A 13,660-nucleotide genomic window follows, 5' to 3' on the forward strand; every position below is an offset into this window, starting at 1 on the left:
TTATGACCACCCCAACCGCCGTTACGGGCCAACCCCGCCCACGCGTTGTTTTGGTTGGCCCGCCAGGCGCGGGTAAATCCACACTTGGCCGCCGCCTATCCCATGCCCTGAGCTGTGAATTTACTGACTCTGACCACCTTATTGAACAGGCACAAGCAAAGCCTTGCGGGGAAGTCTTTAGCGAGCTCGGTGAGCAGGACTTCCGTGCGCTTGAAGCGCAACACGTTGCGGCCGCGTTGCGTACCGATGGGGTCGTAAGTCTCGGCGGCGGGGCAGTGCTCACGGAGTCCACTCGTGACCTCCTGGAGCGGCACACGGTTTTTTTTTGGATATTTCCCCTGAAGAAGGAGCAAGGCGCACCTCCGGTGATAGCAATCGGCCGGTTCTTGCAGCCGCTGACCCCCTCGAACATTACCGAAACCTAGTGGACGTGCGGCGCCCGTATTACCAGGAGGTTGCCGATTATCGAGTGCGCACAGATACCCGAACCCCGCAGCAGGTAGTAGGCGATATTCTCGGTTTCCTCGATACCCTTTAGCTGCCCGCTGCGCTCGTACTTGTTCCTCGCCACACTGCCTCGGCGGCGAACGGAAAGGACCACCATGCCCACCATTGCCGTTAATGGACCGCAGCCTTATAAAGTTCGCATTGGCGCCGGTCTCAATGAAGACATCGCGCAGCGCTGCGCGGAGATTGGCGCTAGCCGGGCAGGCATTGTCTTCCAACCGCCGCTGCGCGCCGCCGCCGAGCACCTAGCGGAACTCGTTGGGACCCAGGGGGTCGTGCCCGTGCTCATTGAGGTTCCCGATGCTGAGGCGGCCAAGCAGCTCAGCGTCGTTGGCGGTGTATGGGACAAGCTGGGGGAGAACGGCTTTAACCGGCGTGACGTCATCATCGGCCTAGGCGGTGGTGCCACCACCGATATGGCGGGGTTTGTGGCGGCTGTGTGGATGCGTGGCATCAAGATTCTCCAGGTGCCTACCACGCTATTGGCCATGGTTGATGCCGCCGTGGGCGGCAAAACCGGCATCAATACGGCGGCCGGGAAGAATCTTGTCGGCGCCTTTCACGAGCCGAATTCCGTCTTTGTGGACCTAGACCGTCTTGACACCCTGCCTGCGGCGGAAATCGTTGCCGGTTCGGCAGAGATTATCAAAACTGGTTTCATCCATGACCCGGTAATTCTGGAACGCTATGAGGACAACCCTGGGGCCTGCGTGGACCCGCAGGGCTTCTTGCCAGAATTAATAGAGCGCTCCATTGCAGTAAAAGCCGCCGTGGTAAGCCAGGACTTGAAAGAGTCAGGTATGCGCGAAACGCTGAACTACGGCCACACCTTTGGCCATGCTGTGGAGCGCCATGAGAACTACGAATGGCGCCATGGCAACGCGGTGGCAGTGGGCATGATGTTTATCGCCCACCTGTCGCATTCCCGCGGCCTCATTGACGCTCAACTGGTGGAAAAGCACCGCCGGATCCTGCACAGCATTGGGCTTCCCACGCGGTATAAGGCAGGCCATTTCGCCGACCTGTATGAGGCCATGACCCATGATAAGAAGAATAGGGACGGACAAATCCGGTTTGTGGCCTTGACCGGGGTGGGGGAGGCCACCCGCCTGGAAGGCCCTGACTTGGACGAGCTCGAGGCGGCCTACGCCGCGATTTCGGAGTAGAAGATGAAGATTATTGTTCTCAACGGCCCGAACTTAAACCGCTTGGGAAAGCGACAACCGGATGTCTACGGCTCAACCACCTTGGCCGATGTGGAGCGCATGATTGCCTCGCGTGCCGCCGAACACGGGGTAGAGGTGGAATGTTTTCAATCCAACCATGAGGGCGAGCTCATTGAAGAGGTACATGCCGCCGCGGATGCGGGCTATCCCGTGATTATCAACCCTGGCGGGTTTACCCATACCTCGGTGGCTTTGCGCGATGCCCTGGCTGAAGTGGCGGAGGGAGCCGGATTCGTCGAAGTGCATATCTCCAATGTGCATGCACGCGAGCCCTTCCGCCATCACTCCTATCTCAGTCCGATTGCCCGCGGTGTGATTGCTGGCTTGGGGGTCTTTGGTTACGTTGCGGCAGTGGACTACCTCTGCCAATAGAAGCGTCCCACTGGGCTTCGTGGCGGTCCGGACGGAAAGAAAACGGCCCGACCGCGGTGGCAAGGTCGATATACTGGGTGAATACTTTCAACACCGCAGTCAACCCAGGAGGATTAAATCATGGCTTTGGCAGATACCCGCTTTAGTGACCGGCGCCGCAAGCTTGCCGCGACACTAGCCAGCCAGCGCATCGATGCCGTTTTAGTAACCCACCTCACGCATGTGCGTTATCTTTCGGGGTTTTCCGGATCCAATGGTGGTCTGCTTTTGCGCAAGGATCTTTCCGCACAGGTTGCTACCGATGGCCGCTACACCACGCAGATTTCCCGTGAGGTCCCTGATCTGGAAGCTATTCAGGGGCGCGCTGTAGGCAAGGTGCTCCTGCAGCAATTCGCCGATGTGCAAGGACCGGTCCGCGTGGGCTTTGAGACAGACTACCTGACGGTATCTGAATTGAAGGAACTCGAAGATTCGGCCCCAGAGTCAGTCACCTTGGTCCCCGTTACTGGCGTGATTGAAGATATTCGGCTGTTTAAAGACCCACTCGAGCTGGAAAAGCTGGAGGAAATTGCCGCGCTGGCTAATCAGGCGCTGGAGGATCTCCTGGCCGCAGGCGAGCTGCGTGCCGGCCGCACGGAGCGCCAGGTGGCTGCCGATTTGGAGTACCGGATGCGCATGCTCGGCTCGGAGCGGGTGAGCTTCGATACCATCGTCGCTTCCGGTCCCAATTCGGCCATGCCACACCATGGTGCGGACGATCGGGTCATCGAGGACGGAGATTTGGTGACCATCGACTTCGGTGCGCATCTGCGGGGGTTCAACTCCGACTGCACGCGCACTTACGTCGTGGGCGCGGCGAATGACTTTGCTAAAGAAATTTATGATGTGGTGCTACGCGCCCAGAAAGCGGGCGTGGCAGCGTCGGTGCCGGGCGCTAAGCTTGCCGACGTCGACGCAGCTTGCCGCGACATTATTTCCGCCGCCGGCTATGGCGATTACTTTGTGCACTCGACTGGCCACGGAGTAGGCCTCGACGTACACGAGGCGCCCTTCGCCGCCCAGACCGGGAAGGGCGAACTGGCCGCGGGCATGACCTTGACCATCGAGCCGGGCATTTACGTGCCTGGCAAGGGCGGTGTGCGCATCGAAGATACTCTTATCATTACCGATGGCGCGCCGAAGATCATCACCGCCGCGACGAAGGAGTTTACCGAGCTACCCGCCTAGTGGCTGAGCACCTTGGAGTTGAGCAGCTGGGCGACGTTGCGGTTGCCCAGGTGCGTGAGGTGGTTGAAAAGGTTGTGCGGTACGGAGTACTCCCACTTGCCGGAAATCCAGCGTGTGCTATCCGGCGCACACATGCCATGGTTGATGGAATCGGCGCGTAGGTCGTAGTACTGGACACCGTTGGCACGTGCTGCCTTGTACATCGCGCTATTGACTTGGTCCTCGCCGGTGCGCACTAGGCCTGCATAATCCAGATTAAAACCGGCGTCGGTGGAACCCGGCGCAGACGTGCGTATTGGGCATACGGCGCCGTTACGGGCGGAGATGGCGGGATACCCTACCACGGTGATGTGCGCATGAGGCGCGGCCTGACGGACGCGCTGGATGGAACGCTTCATGCCGTCAAAATAAGGATTGGCGGAAGACAGCGATGGCCGCAAAATTTCCTGGAGGTCGTTGGCGCCGAACTGAATCAAAACATTCTTGGTCGCACCATTGAGATCGTTATTGGCAATGGCCCCGTTTATCTGCTCCTCGAAGTCCTTGCGGTGCGACTGGCCGGCGGCTTTCGCGGCAGAACAGGCGTAGTTGGCTGCGTGCTGGCCAGAAACCCGCTCAAGTTCGCGGCCTACATTGCTGTGACCCTGCGGGCAGCCCTGCGGGGAAGGTGCACCCGGGGTGTCTTCAATGCCATGGGTAGCAGACGAGAGAGCAGTGTCTGCTGCGGGGGACAGGCTGGAGGTTGTCCCGATCTGGCCATAGGTAGGGTTAGCGAAGATAGAATCGCCGAACATCACGGTTTGGGCATCCGCCGCCAATGCTTGGGGAGCGCTAAGTGCTGCTAAAGCTGCGCCAGTCACGGTAGCCACAGCAGAAAGCTTCTTGAAAGGCATCGCAAAAATCCTTGGTAGAAATGTGAAAAATTAATACGGCAAGACTGTACCGTACAGCCAGTTATCGTTGGATAAAAACCATTACGTGTCTGTTCTCCACCTGCTGCGTATGGTCACAAGCTGCGGAAGTTTCTCTTTTAGCCAAGATAGGGCAGAAGTGTGGGGCGGAAATGGGGGACCAGTAATACCCCGAAAGGCAGTTGTCCGGTAGGCTTGATCATTGTTTTCAACCTTTAGTCCACAATTTCGGGAGTTTAACCGCAATGGCTGATACTAGTGATTTCAAGAACGGCCTCGTTCTGAAGATCGACAACAAACTGATGCAGATCGTTGAGTTCCAGCACGTAAAGCCGGGCAAGGGCCCAGCCTTCGTGCGTACCAAGCTTAAGGATGTTGTCTCCGGCAAGACCGTGGACAAGACCTGGAACGCAGGCGTGAAGGTAGAGACCGCTACCGTGGACCGCCGCGATATGACCTACCTCTACAACGATGGCACCAGCTACGTCGTCATGGATGAGAAGACCTTTGAACAGTTCGAGCTCCCGCCGGAGAAGTTTGGCGATGCCGCTCGCTTCCTGCTGGAGAACATGCGCGTACAGGTTTCCTTCTACGAGGATGAGGCGCTGTTCGCAGAACTGCCTATTTCCGTAGACCTCAAGGTCGAGCACACCGAGCCTGGCCTGCAGGGTGACCGTTCCTCCGGCGGCACTAAGCCTGCCACCTTGGAGACCGGCGCGGAGATCCAGGTTCCGCTGTTTATCGAGATCGGCAATGTTCTCAAGATCGATACCCGCACCGGTGAGTACCTCTCCCGCGTCAACAACTAGGGCATCTGACTGTGTCTGATAACACCCCTAAGCGCGACATTAACTACAAGCGGCACACCGCGCGCTATCGCGCACGTCGCCGCGCCGCGGACATCCTATACGAGGCTGAGAATCGAGACATCGATCCCGTAGCCATCGTGGAGGACCGCATCGCATTGGCGCGCGAAGATCGCAATGCGGTAGCGCCGATTGCCGAGTACACCAAGGTCATTATCAAGGGAGCAGCGGAAGAGCTTGACGTCATCGATGAGACTATCGCTCGCTACCTTTCCGAGGACTGGGAGCTACACCGCATTCCTGCAGTAGATCGCGCTATCCTGCGCGTTTCGGTCTGGGAACTGCTCTTCAATCCCGAGATTCCTACTGCTACCGCTGTAGTAGAAGGCGTAGAAATCGCCTCTCAGTACTCCAATGAGCAGGCGGCACCGTATATCCACGCGGTATTGGACGATGTGGCGCAGTCCCGCTCCGCCGAAAGCCCAATGTCTGCAGAACACCAGGGCCTAGAAGAAGACGGGCACGATACTGCTGCGGCTGAAGACACGACGGATGCCGTGTCCCCGGCCGAATCAGCAGAGACTGCGAGCAACACAGCCGCTACTGATGAAGCCTCCGCACCAGCGGAAGACTCGGCCCAGTAATACCGGCGAGTAGTAGCCGCGCCCTTTAGCGTGAGCCATTTTCCGTCCGCGGCTGGCTTGGTTGAAATACCAGGCTGGCTGCGGGCGGTATTTTTGTACCATGGCAGGCATGGGCAAATTTAAGATTCATGATGCACTGGGCCTGAGGGCAGGAAAGAATTTCCGCCTCGCTGATGTAGACCCCGCCGGCACGCCGGGGTTTAGCGGCTCTAAGAACGACCTTGCCGCTCGCTTTGCGCATTACGACGAACAGCTTTATGAGCTCCAAGAGCGTCTTTTTGCTAATGGCCGCGCACATGAAGAAAATGCGCCGTCATTGCTGGTGGTTTTGCAAGGCATGGATACCTCCGGCAAAGGCGGTGCCATCCGTAATGTCTTTTCGGTCTTTGACCCGCAGGGCACCAAAACTGTCGGCTTTGGTAAGCCGACAGAGGAGGAGCTGGAGCACGACTTTTTGTGGCGCATTCGCAAACATGACCCCGTGCCGGGCCAGATTGTGGCCTTCGACCGCTCCCATTATGAAGATGTGCTCATCCAGCGGGTGCATAAATGGGTAGACGAAGACGAAGTGGACCGCCGTTTTGCAGCCATCCGGGACTATGAGCAGGAACTTGCCGGCAAAAACGTCAAGATTTTAAAGATATTCCTGCATATCTCTCCACAGTTCCAAAAAGAAAACTTGCTGGAGCGCACCGAACGCGAGGACAAATATTGGAAATACGACCCATCCGATATTGAGGAGCGCGGATACTGGGACGAGTACATGGCTGCTTATGAAGATGCCATTCGCCGAACGGATGAGATCTGGGCACCGTGGTACGTCATCCCCACAGATAATAAGAAGTACGCCCGCATGGCATTGAAGTTCCTCATCGTGGACGCGCTGCGCCACCTAGAGCTTTCTTGGCCCGCACCGGATTTTGATCCGGAAGAAGAACGCCAGCGCATTCTCGACGCCGAGTAATTGTGCACAAAAAGCTCCCTTTCTGCCGCCTTTTCCAGATGAGGAACGGCGGGCTCAGGGAGCTTTTGGTTCTTTGGGGGCTTAGCTAACTCGTGGCGTCTCCTGCACCCGAGGTATTGCCTTCCTCGCCGGCCTTGGCGGCGGTCTCGGAGCCGAGCTTGGCCATCTCTTCTGCAGCAGAGACCATAGCGTCCTGCCCACGGATTACGCCGTCTACTGCAGATTTTAAGGCTGCCTGCAGCTGCTCATCATTCATACCAGCGGCAGCGGGGATATCGCGCTCGGTGCGCACGACGAGCATGTCATCGTGCTCTGAGATAACCGCGCGCGCTCCGAAAGCTACCGAGTTGATCTGGTTTGCAGCCAGGAATAGGCCAGCGTCGGCCTTGGAATAGGCGGCGTCGGTAGGCACGTCGCAACGAACGATAACGACGGAGTCTAGTACCGCGAACATGGTGGGCAGACCATTGAGGTTAGCGGTGGCTGCGTCGATATCAGCGTCCATTGTGGTCAGCTCAATATCGAAGGTACGCATTGCCTCGATAACGCGGTCCAGGCTGATTTCTGGCAGGTTATTTTCCGTAGATGCATTAGTCATGGTTGTGCTCCTCCCAGGTCACGAGCTGTGGGTAATGTTCCTCGACGAAGGCGAAGGACTGCAGCATAGAGTCCAGGGTGGACATCACAAAGGAACCAATCTGGTTCCGGGAAAGGCCGTGTGCCACATTAATTTCGCGTACACCGGAGACCGCGAGGTTGTTTTCTGCGGATTCGAAAAAGCGCAGGGTCGGTGCAAAGTGCTGCTGGTTCCACTGGTTGAGCACCATCAGCAGGCTCGGTCCTTCAGAAGAAGGGACGTTGCCGCGCCAGACAGAATCGGCGACGAGGACGTCATCGCGAACCTGCATAGCAATGGCAACATTGGAAAAGCCAGTACGCAGGATGCGTACGGTCTCGTCCTCGCCTACAGGCTGCTCTTCTAGGCGGTACTCGAGGTTTTCGGACTCAAAGATCTCACCAATACGCTCGAGAGTAACGGGCTCTACCGGCGTATCGGGATACAGGGTTGGTTCTTCAGACACTTAAACAGTCTCAATCCATGTACTAATCGGGGTTAAGGTCAACCCTTCCCAGCCTACCTAACTACACCCGTGCTTTCTGGCAGGAGAAGAACACCGCAGGTCTTGCTCGGAAGTTATATCAGGGTGGTGCAGTACGTGCGCGTTGCCGCAACGAGCTGCGATGGTGAATCACTGCCCACAACCTTTGGCTGACCGACAAATTGCGTCGCACTCCGGTGGCGCTGCGCCAAACGTGTCTGGGGCGTCCACGGGGAGTGGCCCGCAACTAGCAGAGGCTTTCGCCACCCAGTTCATGCGCCAAGGCGGCGTCGATAGTGGAGTAGCGGAAGCTATGACCGAGCTCGGTGAGCACGGTGGGGGCTACGCGCTGTTCTGCCAAGGCTAACTCCTGGGCGCCCTCGCGCCCGAGCAAGAGCGCAGGACCAAAGGAGGGCACGGGCACAATAGCCGGCCGGTGGAGTTCTTTGCCCAATGCAGCCACAAAATCCTTATTGAGCACAGGATTGGGGGAGGCCGCATTGACCGGGCCGGCAAGCGAATCATCCACAATGGCGCGGAAATAGGCATCCGTGAGGTCATCGATGGCAACCCAGCTAAACCAGAATTCCCCATCGCCAAAGGGGCCACCCAGTCCGGTGGAGAAGAGGGCTCGGAGCAGCGGCAGTAGGCCGGAGCCGCCTGACATGGCAATGCCGGTGCGGATATTGACTACGCGGGTGCCCGCTGCGCGGGCGGGTTCGCAGGCGTCCTCCCACTGGCGCACGACATCGGCTAAGAATCCCTCGCCCGGTTCGGAGTCCTCAGTTAAGACTTCCTCGCCCCGGTTTGCGCCATAAAAGCCGATAGCAGAGGCACAGACCATGGCTTTTACGGATGGCGTTTCGCCGGCGATGCGAGCCAAGCTCCGGGTAGGGCCCACGCGAGAATCCCGAATGGCAGCCTTGTGTTCCTCAGTGAAACGGCCGAAGATGGGCTCGCCCGCAAGGTGGACAAGGACGTCCACGCCGTCTAGCAAGTGCGGATCTGGGAGGTTGGTATTCCAGTGGCGCTGGCCACTGCCCGCCTTACCACGCACGAGCTGGATCACTGTATGGCCGGCGGTACGTAGCTGCGCGGTAAGCGCCGTGCCGACACTGCCGCGCGAACCTGTCATCGCAATGGTCAATGGTTGGGTATTAAGTCCTGCATCGCACAGCCGCTTGAAGAAGGCAAAGTCTTCAATCAGCTGATGCTGACGATAGGCAAAGACTGATTTCAATGCGGCGGAAGGAACGCGCGTGTCCACCTCATCCGTCACCCGGGTACCGGCTGGGTCCTCGGCGAAGGTGTGGGTGTGGCGCCACTGAGTCAGCTGGCGCAGCGGGGAATTGACGCACTCATCACTAAAGGAATAACCCTCCTGGTAACGGGACAACACATGTTGTGCCTTCCACTGCAGGCCACCAGGCAAGCGCAGAATCGAAGTGCCATCACCCAGACTCTGTGCTTGTTGCACTGGGGTCATAAAGGCGAACGGGGCGTTGAGCCGGGTGAGAGCACCTGGGCGGGTATGCCAGGCCCAGACATCTGTGCGGGGTGCAGGGACTACGTGCTGTACAGAAAAACTCACCGTCGATGTACCTTTCTGGGTTGCCTCACCCGGATGGCGGGTGGAGTGCTAAAGTATCTTGTGTCTAACACCATAGACACTTTTGAGACCATCTATCGGCATCCTTTAAAGACCGCACCGTGAGGCGGGGAAGGAGGTCACGATGAGTGAAACTAACGCTACCGCGAAGCAATTGGAGCTTTTAAGCTCCGATGATGTCTCGCGTACCGTTGCACGCATCGCGCACCAGATTATTGAAAAAACGGCGCTCGATTCCGCGGAGGCTCCGCGGGTCATTCTGCTTGGCATTCCCTCTGGTGGCGTGCCGCTAGCACAGCGTCTTGCACTTAAGATCGCAGAATTTTCCGGGGTAGAAGTCCCATGGGGCTCCCTCGATATCACCCTCTACCGCGATGATTTGCTCAATAAGCCGCATCGCGCATTGCAACCCACCACCATTCCTACCGGCGGTATCGATAACGCGATTGTCATCCTGGTCGATGATGTTTTGTATTCCGGCCGCACGATTCGCGCCGCCCTTGATGCGCTAAGCGACGTAGGCCGGCCCGACATTATCCAGCTCGCCGTCCTGGTTGACCGCGGCCACCGCGAGGTTCCCATCCGCGCGGATTACGTGGGCAAAAACCTGCCTACCGCGCGAGAAGAAGACGTCACCGTATATAACAATGAGATTGACGGTCGAGACGCAGTCGTGCTGACCCGAGCTGCCGTCAACCTCGATGCCGCAGGCACTGAGAAGGGGGAGGCATAACCATGAAGCACCTCATCGATATGGCGGAGCTCGATAAGTCTGAAATTATCGGCCTGATGGATGAAGCGGATCGCTTCCGCGAGGCCCTCGAAGGCCGCGAAGTTAAAAAGCTTCCTACCTTGCGCGGGCGCACCATCTATACGCTTTTTTATGAAAACTCCACTCGCACCCGTTCCTCCTTTGAAACGGCCGGCAAGTGGATGTCGGCGGACGTCATCAACCTATCCGCCTCTACCTCCTCGGTAAAGAAGGGCGAGTCCCTGAAGGATACGGGCCTTACCTTGGCCGCCATCGGCGCCGATGCGATCATCATGCGTCACCCTTCCTCTGGTGCACCGCAGCAGCTGGCCCAGTGGGTAGCCCCTGAGGGCAAGGGCCCCTCCGTTATCAACGCCGGTGATGGCGCCCACCAGCACCCAACGCAGGCGCTGCTTGACGCGGTAACCATGCGGCAACGACTCGGCTTGCAGGGCGAGCAAGGCTTTGCCGGTCTCAAAGTGAAAATTGTGGGCGATTGCCTGCACTCGCGCGTGGTGCGCTCCAACGTGGATTTGCTTAACACGCTGGGGGCAGAGGTAACCCTCGTGGGGCCAGCTACGCTTATGCCCTTTGGGGTGGAGAATTGGCCGGTGCGCGTGTCCTATGACTTTGATGCAGAGATCGCCGAGGCCGATGTGGTCATGATGCTGCGCGTGCAGCAAGAGCGCATGAATGGCGGTTTCTTCCCGTCCCACCGCGAATACGCCAACCTTTTCGGCCTGTCCAAGGACCGCGCGGCGGCAATGCACAAAGACGCCATTGTCATGCACCCTGGCCCTATGCTGCGCGGCATGGAGATCAATTATGGCGTGGCTGATCTGGATAAAACCGCCGTCCTACAGCAGGTACACAACGGCGTGCACGCCCGCATGGCCGTGCTGTTTACCCTGCTGACCAATGGCGAAAACGCCGGCATTTAATATCGCGACCCGCAATCAACCTTAGGGAGAGAAAATGACTACTTACCCAGAAACCGGTCGCCTTTCCGCGCCGGCGGAATCCCCACTTGTCATTAAGAATGTGCGCTTGTATGGCGAAGGCGAGCCCACCAGTGTGCTGGTTAAAGATGGCGTTATTTCAGCCATTGGCGGTGACGTTGCGGCACAAGACGCTAAGGTCATTGATGGCGAGGGCAACGTTCTGCTACCGGGGCTCGTGGATATGCACGTGCACCTGCGCGAGCCCGGCCGTGAGGACACCGAAACCATCGAGACCGGTTCCAAGGCTGCCGCTAAGGGTGGTTTCACCGCCGTGTTTACTATGGCCAATACAAACCCGGTGACCGATCAGCCGATCATCGCGGAATCCGTGTGGGCTAAATCCCAGGCCTTGGCGCTGTGCGACGTCCACCCAGTGGGCTCTATTACCAAGGGCCTGGAAGGCAAGACTCTGACCGAGTTCGGCATGATGGCTCGCTCGGATGCCAAGGTCCGCATGTTCTCCGATGATGGCAAGTGCGTTCAGGATCCGCAGCTGATGCGTCGCGCCTTGGAGTACGCCAAGGGTATGGATGTGCTGCTGGCTCAGCACGCCGAGGATGATCGCATGACCGGCGGTGCTTCGGCGCACGAAGGCGAGACCGCAGCCAAGCTAGGCCTGCGTGGCTGGCCGCGCGTGGCGGAGGAATCCATCGTGGCCCGCGATGCACTCTTGGCGCGCGACTATGGCAATCGCGTGCACATTTGTCACGCATCCACTCAGGGAACCGTGGAGCTGCTCAAGTGGGCCAAGGAGCAGGACATCCCGCTGACTGCTGAGGTCACCCCGCACCACCTGTTGATGACTGACGATAAGCTGCGCACCTACGATGGCCTCTTCCGCGTTAACCCGCCGTTGCGCGAGAAGCGCGATACCGAAGCGCTGCGCCAGGCGCTGCTCGACGGCACCATCGACTGCGTGGCCACTGACCATGCCCCGCACGGCTCCGAAGACAAGTGCGTGGAGTTTGAAAATGCCCGACCAGGCATGTTGGGCCTGGAATCTTCCCTGGCCGTTATCGCCAAAATCTTCGTTGAGACCGGACTGGCCGATTGGCGTTTTGTCGCCCGCGTTATGTCCGAGCGACCGGCGGAAATTACCCGCCTGCCGGGTCACGGCCGTCCCATCGCAGAAGGCGAGCCCGCGAATTTGACCATTGTGGACCCGGCCCACCACTGGGTTTCTGATTCCTCCAAGCTGGCATCCAAGTCCGAAAACAACCCGTATGCAGGTGAAGAGTTCGGCGCCCGCGTTACCCACACCATTTTGCGAGGAGCCGTCACTTTTGACTTGGCAGCCTCCGAAGAAGACTAACCTTGCACACTGAGACCACCTATATGGCAGAGAAAGGCCACGACGTGACTGATAGAACCCCAGCAATCCTCGTTCTCGCGGACGGGCGCACCTTCCGCGGTTATGGCTTTGGTGCCACCGGCACCACCTTGGGTGAGGCCGTATTTACCACGGCGATGACCGGCTACCAGGAAACCATGACGGACCCGTCCTACCACCGCCAGATTGTGGTTTCCGCAGCGCCGCATATTGGCAATACCGGGTGGAATGACGAGGATAATGAGTCCCACGGCAACCGTATTTGGGTTGCTGGCCTCGTTATCCGCGACCTCGCCCAGCGCGTTTCCAACTGGCGCGCAGAGCGCAGCCTGAGTGAAGAGATGGAGAAGCAGGGCGTCATCGGTATTCGCGGCATCGATACCCGCACCTTGGTACGCCACCTGCGCAATTACGGCTCTATCGCCGCCGGACTCTTTTCCGGCGAGGATGCGCAGCGTCCAGTAGAGGAGCTGCTCAAGGAAGTTAAGCCCCAGGATTCTATGGAAGGCGCCGATCTCGCCGCGGAGGTATCTACGGACGAGCCCTACACGGTTGAGGCCGTGGGGGAGAAGAAGTACACCGTCGTTGCCTTCGATATGGGTGTGAAGACCGCGACTCCGCGCCACTTTTCTCAGCGCGGGATTGAGACCATCGTTGTGCCTGCAAATACCTCCTTTGACAAGGTGAAGTCCTATAACCCGGATGGCGTATTCGTCTCCAATGGCCCGGGCGACCCGGCTACGGCCGATGAGATGGTAGGCATCATCAAGCAGGTGCTTGAGGCAAAGATTCCGTTCTTCGGCATCTGCTTTGGCAACCAGCTCCTCGGGCGCGCGCTGGGCCTGGATACCTACAAGATGAAGTTCGGCCACCGCGGCATCAACGTTCCAGTGCGCAATAACTTAACCGGCAAGATCGATATCACCTCGCAGAATCACGGCTTCGCGCTCAAGGCGCCGGAGGGCTATGACCTAGAGAGCAAGGACGCCGAGTTTGATACCGACTTCGGTCCCGCGCAGGTTACGCACATCTGCCTGAATGATGACACGGTGGAGGGCGTTGCTTTGAAGAATGGCATGGCCTACTCGGTGCAATATCACCCCGAATCCGCAGCTGGACCGCACGATGCCAATCCACTTTTTGATCAGTTCGAAGAACTGATGGCTAACCACACCCCGAATAAGTAAACAACCAGGAAAAGGAAGAAAAACT

The 13,660-nt window shown here is 58.3% G+C and carries 14 protein-coding genes and 1 pseudogene; 11 read left to right on the plus strand and 4 right to left on the minus strand.

What is annotated here, in order from left to right; translation table 11 throughout:
• Positions 1-2: 2 nt before the first annotated feature.
• The 4 genes and pseudogenes from WMP96_RS08375 (at position 3) to WMP96_RS08390 (ending at position 3,332) form a co-directional block, all read left to right on the plus strand.
• Positions 3-538: pseudogene (locus tag WMP96_RS08375) on the plus strand (shikimate kinase).
• A 64-nt stretch (positions 539-602) separates the two neighbouring features.
• Positions 603-1,673 (plus strand): 3-dehydroquinate synthase, encoded by a 1,071-nt coding sequence (gene aroB, locus WMP96_RS08380; protein ID WP_340432852.1) that lies wholly within the window; start codon positions 603-605, stop codon positions 1,671-1,673.
• 3 nt (positions 1,674-1,676) lie between these two features.
• Positions 1,677-2,105, plus strand: coding sequence for a type II 3-dehydroquinate dehydratase (aroQ, locus tag WMP96_RS08385; protein WP_200287445.1), 429 nt, complete (start codon positions 1,677-1,679; stop codon positions 2,103-2,105).
• Positions 2,106-2,225: 120 nt separating this feature from the next.
• Complete coding sequence (locus tag WMP96_RS08390; protein WP_340432855.1) at positions 2,226-3,332, plus strand: M24 family metallopeptidase; 1,107 nt, start codon at positions 2,226-2,228, stop codon at positions 3,330-3,332.
• On the opposite strand, the gene WMP96_RS08395 is transcribed toward WMP96_RS08390, so the two are convergent.
• Positions 3,329-4,225 (minus strand): GDSL-type esterase/lipase family protein, encoded by an 897-nt coding sequence (locus tag WMP96_RS08395; protein ID WP_340432857.1) that lies wholly within the window; start codon positions 4,223-4,225, stop codon positions 3,329-3,331. The two genes, WMP96_RS08390 and WMP96_RS08395, sit on opposite strands and share 4 nt — an antisense overlap.
• A 263-nt stretch (positions 4,226-4,488) precedes the next feature.
• Between WMP96_RS08395 and efp the strand changes: the two genes are divergently transcribed.
• From efp to WMP96_RS08410, 3 genes are all read left to right on the plus strand, one after another.
• Positions 4,489-5,052, plus strand: coding sequence for an elongation factor P (gene efp / locus WMP96_RS08400; RefSeq protein WP_340432859.1), 564 nt, complete (start codon positions 4,489-4,491; stop codon positions 5,050-5,052).
• Between the two features lie 11 nt (positions 5,053-5,063).
• Positions 5,064-5,693: a transcription antitermination factor NusB gene (gene nusB, locus WMP96_RS08405; RefSeq protein WP_239204051.1), complete on the plus strand. Its 630-nt coding sequence runs from the start codon at positions 5,064-5,066 to the stop codon at positions 5,691-5,693.
• 109 nt (positions 5,694-5,802) lie between these two features.
• On the plus strand, positions 5,803-6,657 hold the full coding sequence (locus WMP96_RS08410; protein ID WP_340432863.1) for a PPK2 family polyphosphate kinase: 855 nt from the start codon (positions 5,803-5,805) through the stop codon (positions 6,655-6,657).
• Positions 6,658-6,742: 85 nt separating this feature from the next.
• On the opposite strand, the gene WMP96_RS08415 is transcribed toward WMP96_RS08410, so the two are convergent.
• The 3 genes from WMP96_RS08415 to WMP96_RS08425 all read right to left on the minus strand — a co-directional run bounded on the left by WMP96_RS08415 (position 6,743) and on the right by WMP96_RS08425 (position 9,348).
• Positions 6,743-7,255 (minus strand): YbjN domain-containing protein, encoded by a 513-nt coding sequence (locus WMP96_RS08415; protein WP_239204047.1) that lies wholly within the window; start codon positions 7,253-7,255, stop codon positions 6,743-6,745.
• Positions 7,248-7,739 carry a YbjN domain-containing protein gene (locus WMP96_RS08420; protein ID WP_023021470.1) on the minus strand — a complete coding sequence of 164 codons (492 nt, stop codon included), beginning with the start codon at positions 7,737-7,739 and terminating at the stop codon, positions 7,248-7,250. Before WMP96_RS08420 ends, WMP96_RS08415 begins: the two co-directional genes overlap by 8 nt.
• A 265-nt stretch (positions 7,740-8,004) precedes the next feature.
• Positions 8,005-9,348 carry a TIGR01777 family oxidoreductase gene (locus tag WMP96_RS08425; protein WP_301715719.1) on the minus strand — a complete coding sequence of 448 codons (1,344 nt, stop codon included), beginning with the start codon at positions 9,346-9,348 and terminating at the stop codon, positions 8,005-8,007.
• A 142-nt stretch (positions 9,349-9,490) separates the two neighbouring features.
• Here WMP96_RS08425 and pyrR point away from each other — a divergent pair, with 142 nt between their 5' ends.
• Genes pyrR through carA form a run of 4 tightly spaced genes read left to right on the plus strand, consistent with a single transcriptional unit; the run spans position 9,491 to position 13,635 of the window.
• Positions 9,491-10,099 (plus strand): bifunctional pyr operon transcriptional regulator/uracil phosphoribosyltransferase PyrR, encoded by a 609-nt coding sequence (pyrR, locus tag WMP96_RS08430; RefSeq protein ID WP_049360744.1) that lies wholly within the window; start codon positions 9,491-9,493, stop codon positions 10,097-10,099.
• A gap of 2 nt (positions 10,100-10,101) precedes the next feature.
• A complete protein-coding gene (locus WMP96_RS08435) occupies positions 10,102-11,058 on the plus strand; it encodes an aspartate carbamoyltransferase catalytic subunit (RefSeq protein ID WP_086587612.1) in 957 nt (318 codons plus the stop codon).
• 34 nt (positions 11,059-11,092) lie between these two features.
• Positions 11,093-12,430, plus strand: coding sequence for a dihydroorotase (locus WMP96_RS08440; protein WP_301715720.1), 1,338 nt, complete (start codon positions 11,093-11,095; stop codon positions 12,428-12,430).
• A gap of 23 nt (positions 12,431-12,453) precedes the next feature.
• Positions 12,454-13,635, plus strand: coding sequence for a glutamine-hydrolyzing carbamoyl-phosphate synthase small subunit (carA, locus tag WMP96_RS08445; protein ID WP_340432917.1), 1,182 nt, complete (start codon positions 12,454-12,456; stop codon positions 13,633-13,635).
• The last annotated feature ends 25 nt before the right edge of the window (positions 13,636-13,660 follow it).

Source organism: Corynebacterium sp. KPL4035, assembly GCF_037908325.1.
Taxonomy (GTDB): Bacteria; Actinomycetota; Actinomycetes; order Mycobacteriales; family Mycobacteriaceae; genus Corynebacterium; species Corynebacterium kefirresidentii.

What these genes read in the sequence shown, in the direction of transcription:
- aroQ (WP_200287445.1), top strand. Translation starts at nt 1,677, where the DNA reads ATGAAGATTATTGTTCTCAACGGCCCGAACTTAAACCGCTTGGGAAAG.
- pyrR (WP_049360744.1), top strand. Translation starts at nt 9,491, where the DNA reads ATGAGTGAAACTAACGCTACCGCGAAGCAATTGGAGCTTTTAAGCTCC.
- WMP96_RS08395 (WP_340432857.1), bottom strand. Translation starts at nt 4,225, where the DNA reads ATGCCTTTCAAGAAGCTTTCTGCTGTGGCTACCGTGACTGGCGCAGCT.
- WMP96_RS08390 (WP_340432855.1), top strand. Translation starts at nt 2,226, where the DNA reads ATGGCTTTGGCAGATACCCGCTTTAGTGACCGGCGCCGCAAGCTTGCC.
- WMP96_RS08440 (WP_301715720.1), top strand. Translation starts at nt 11,093, where the DNA reads ATGACTACTTACCCAGAAACCGGTCGCCTTTCCGCGCCGGCGGAATCC.
- efp (WP_340432859.1), top strand. Translation starts at nt 4,489, where the DNA reads ATGGCTGATACTAGTGATTTCAAGAACGGCCTCGTTCTGAAGATCGAC.
- WMP96_RS08415 (WP_239204047.1), bottom strand. Translation starts at nt 7,255, where the DNA reads ATGACTAATGCATCTACGGAAAATAACCTGCCAGAAATCAGCCTGGAC.
- carA (WP_340432917.1), top strand. Translation starts at nt 12,454, where the DNA reads ATGGCAGAGAAAGGCCACGACGTGACTGATAGAACCCCAGCAATCCTC.
- aroB (WP_340432852.1), top strand. Translation starts at nt 603, where the DNA reads ATGCCCACCATTGCCGTTAATGGACCGCAGCCTTATAAAGTTCGCATT.
- WMP96_RS08410 (WP_340432863.1), top strand. Translation starts at nt 5,803, where the DNA reads ATGGGCAAATTTAAGATTCATGATGCACTGGGCCTGAGGGCAGGAAAG.
- WMP96_RS08435 (WP_086587612.1), top strand. Translation starts at nt 10,102, where the DNA reads ATGAAGCACCTCATCGATATGGCGGAGCTCGATAAGTCTGAAATTATC.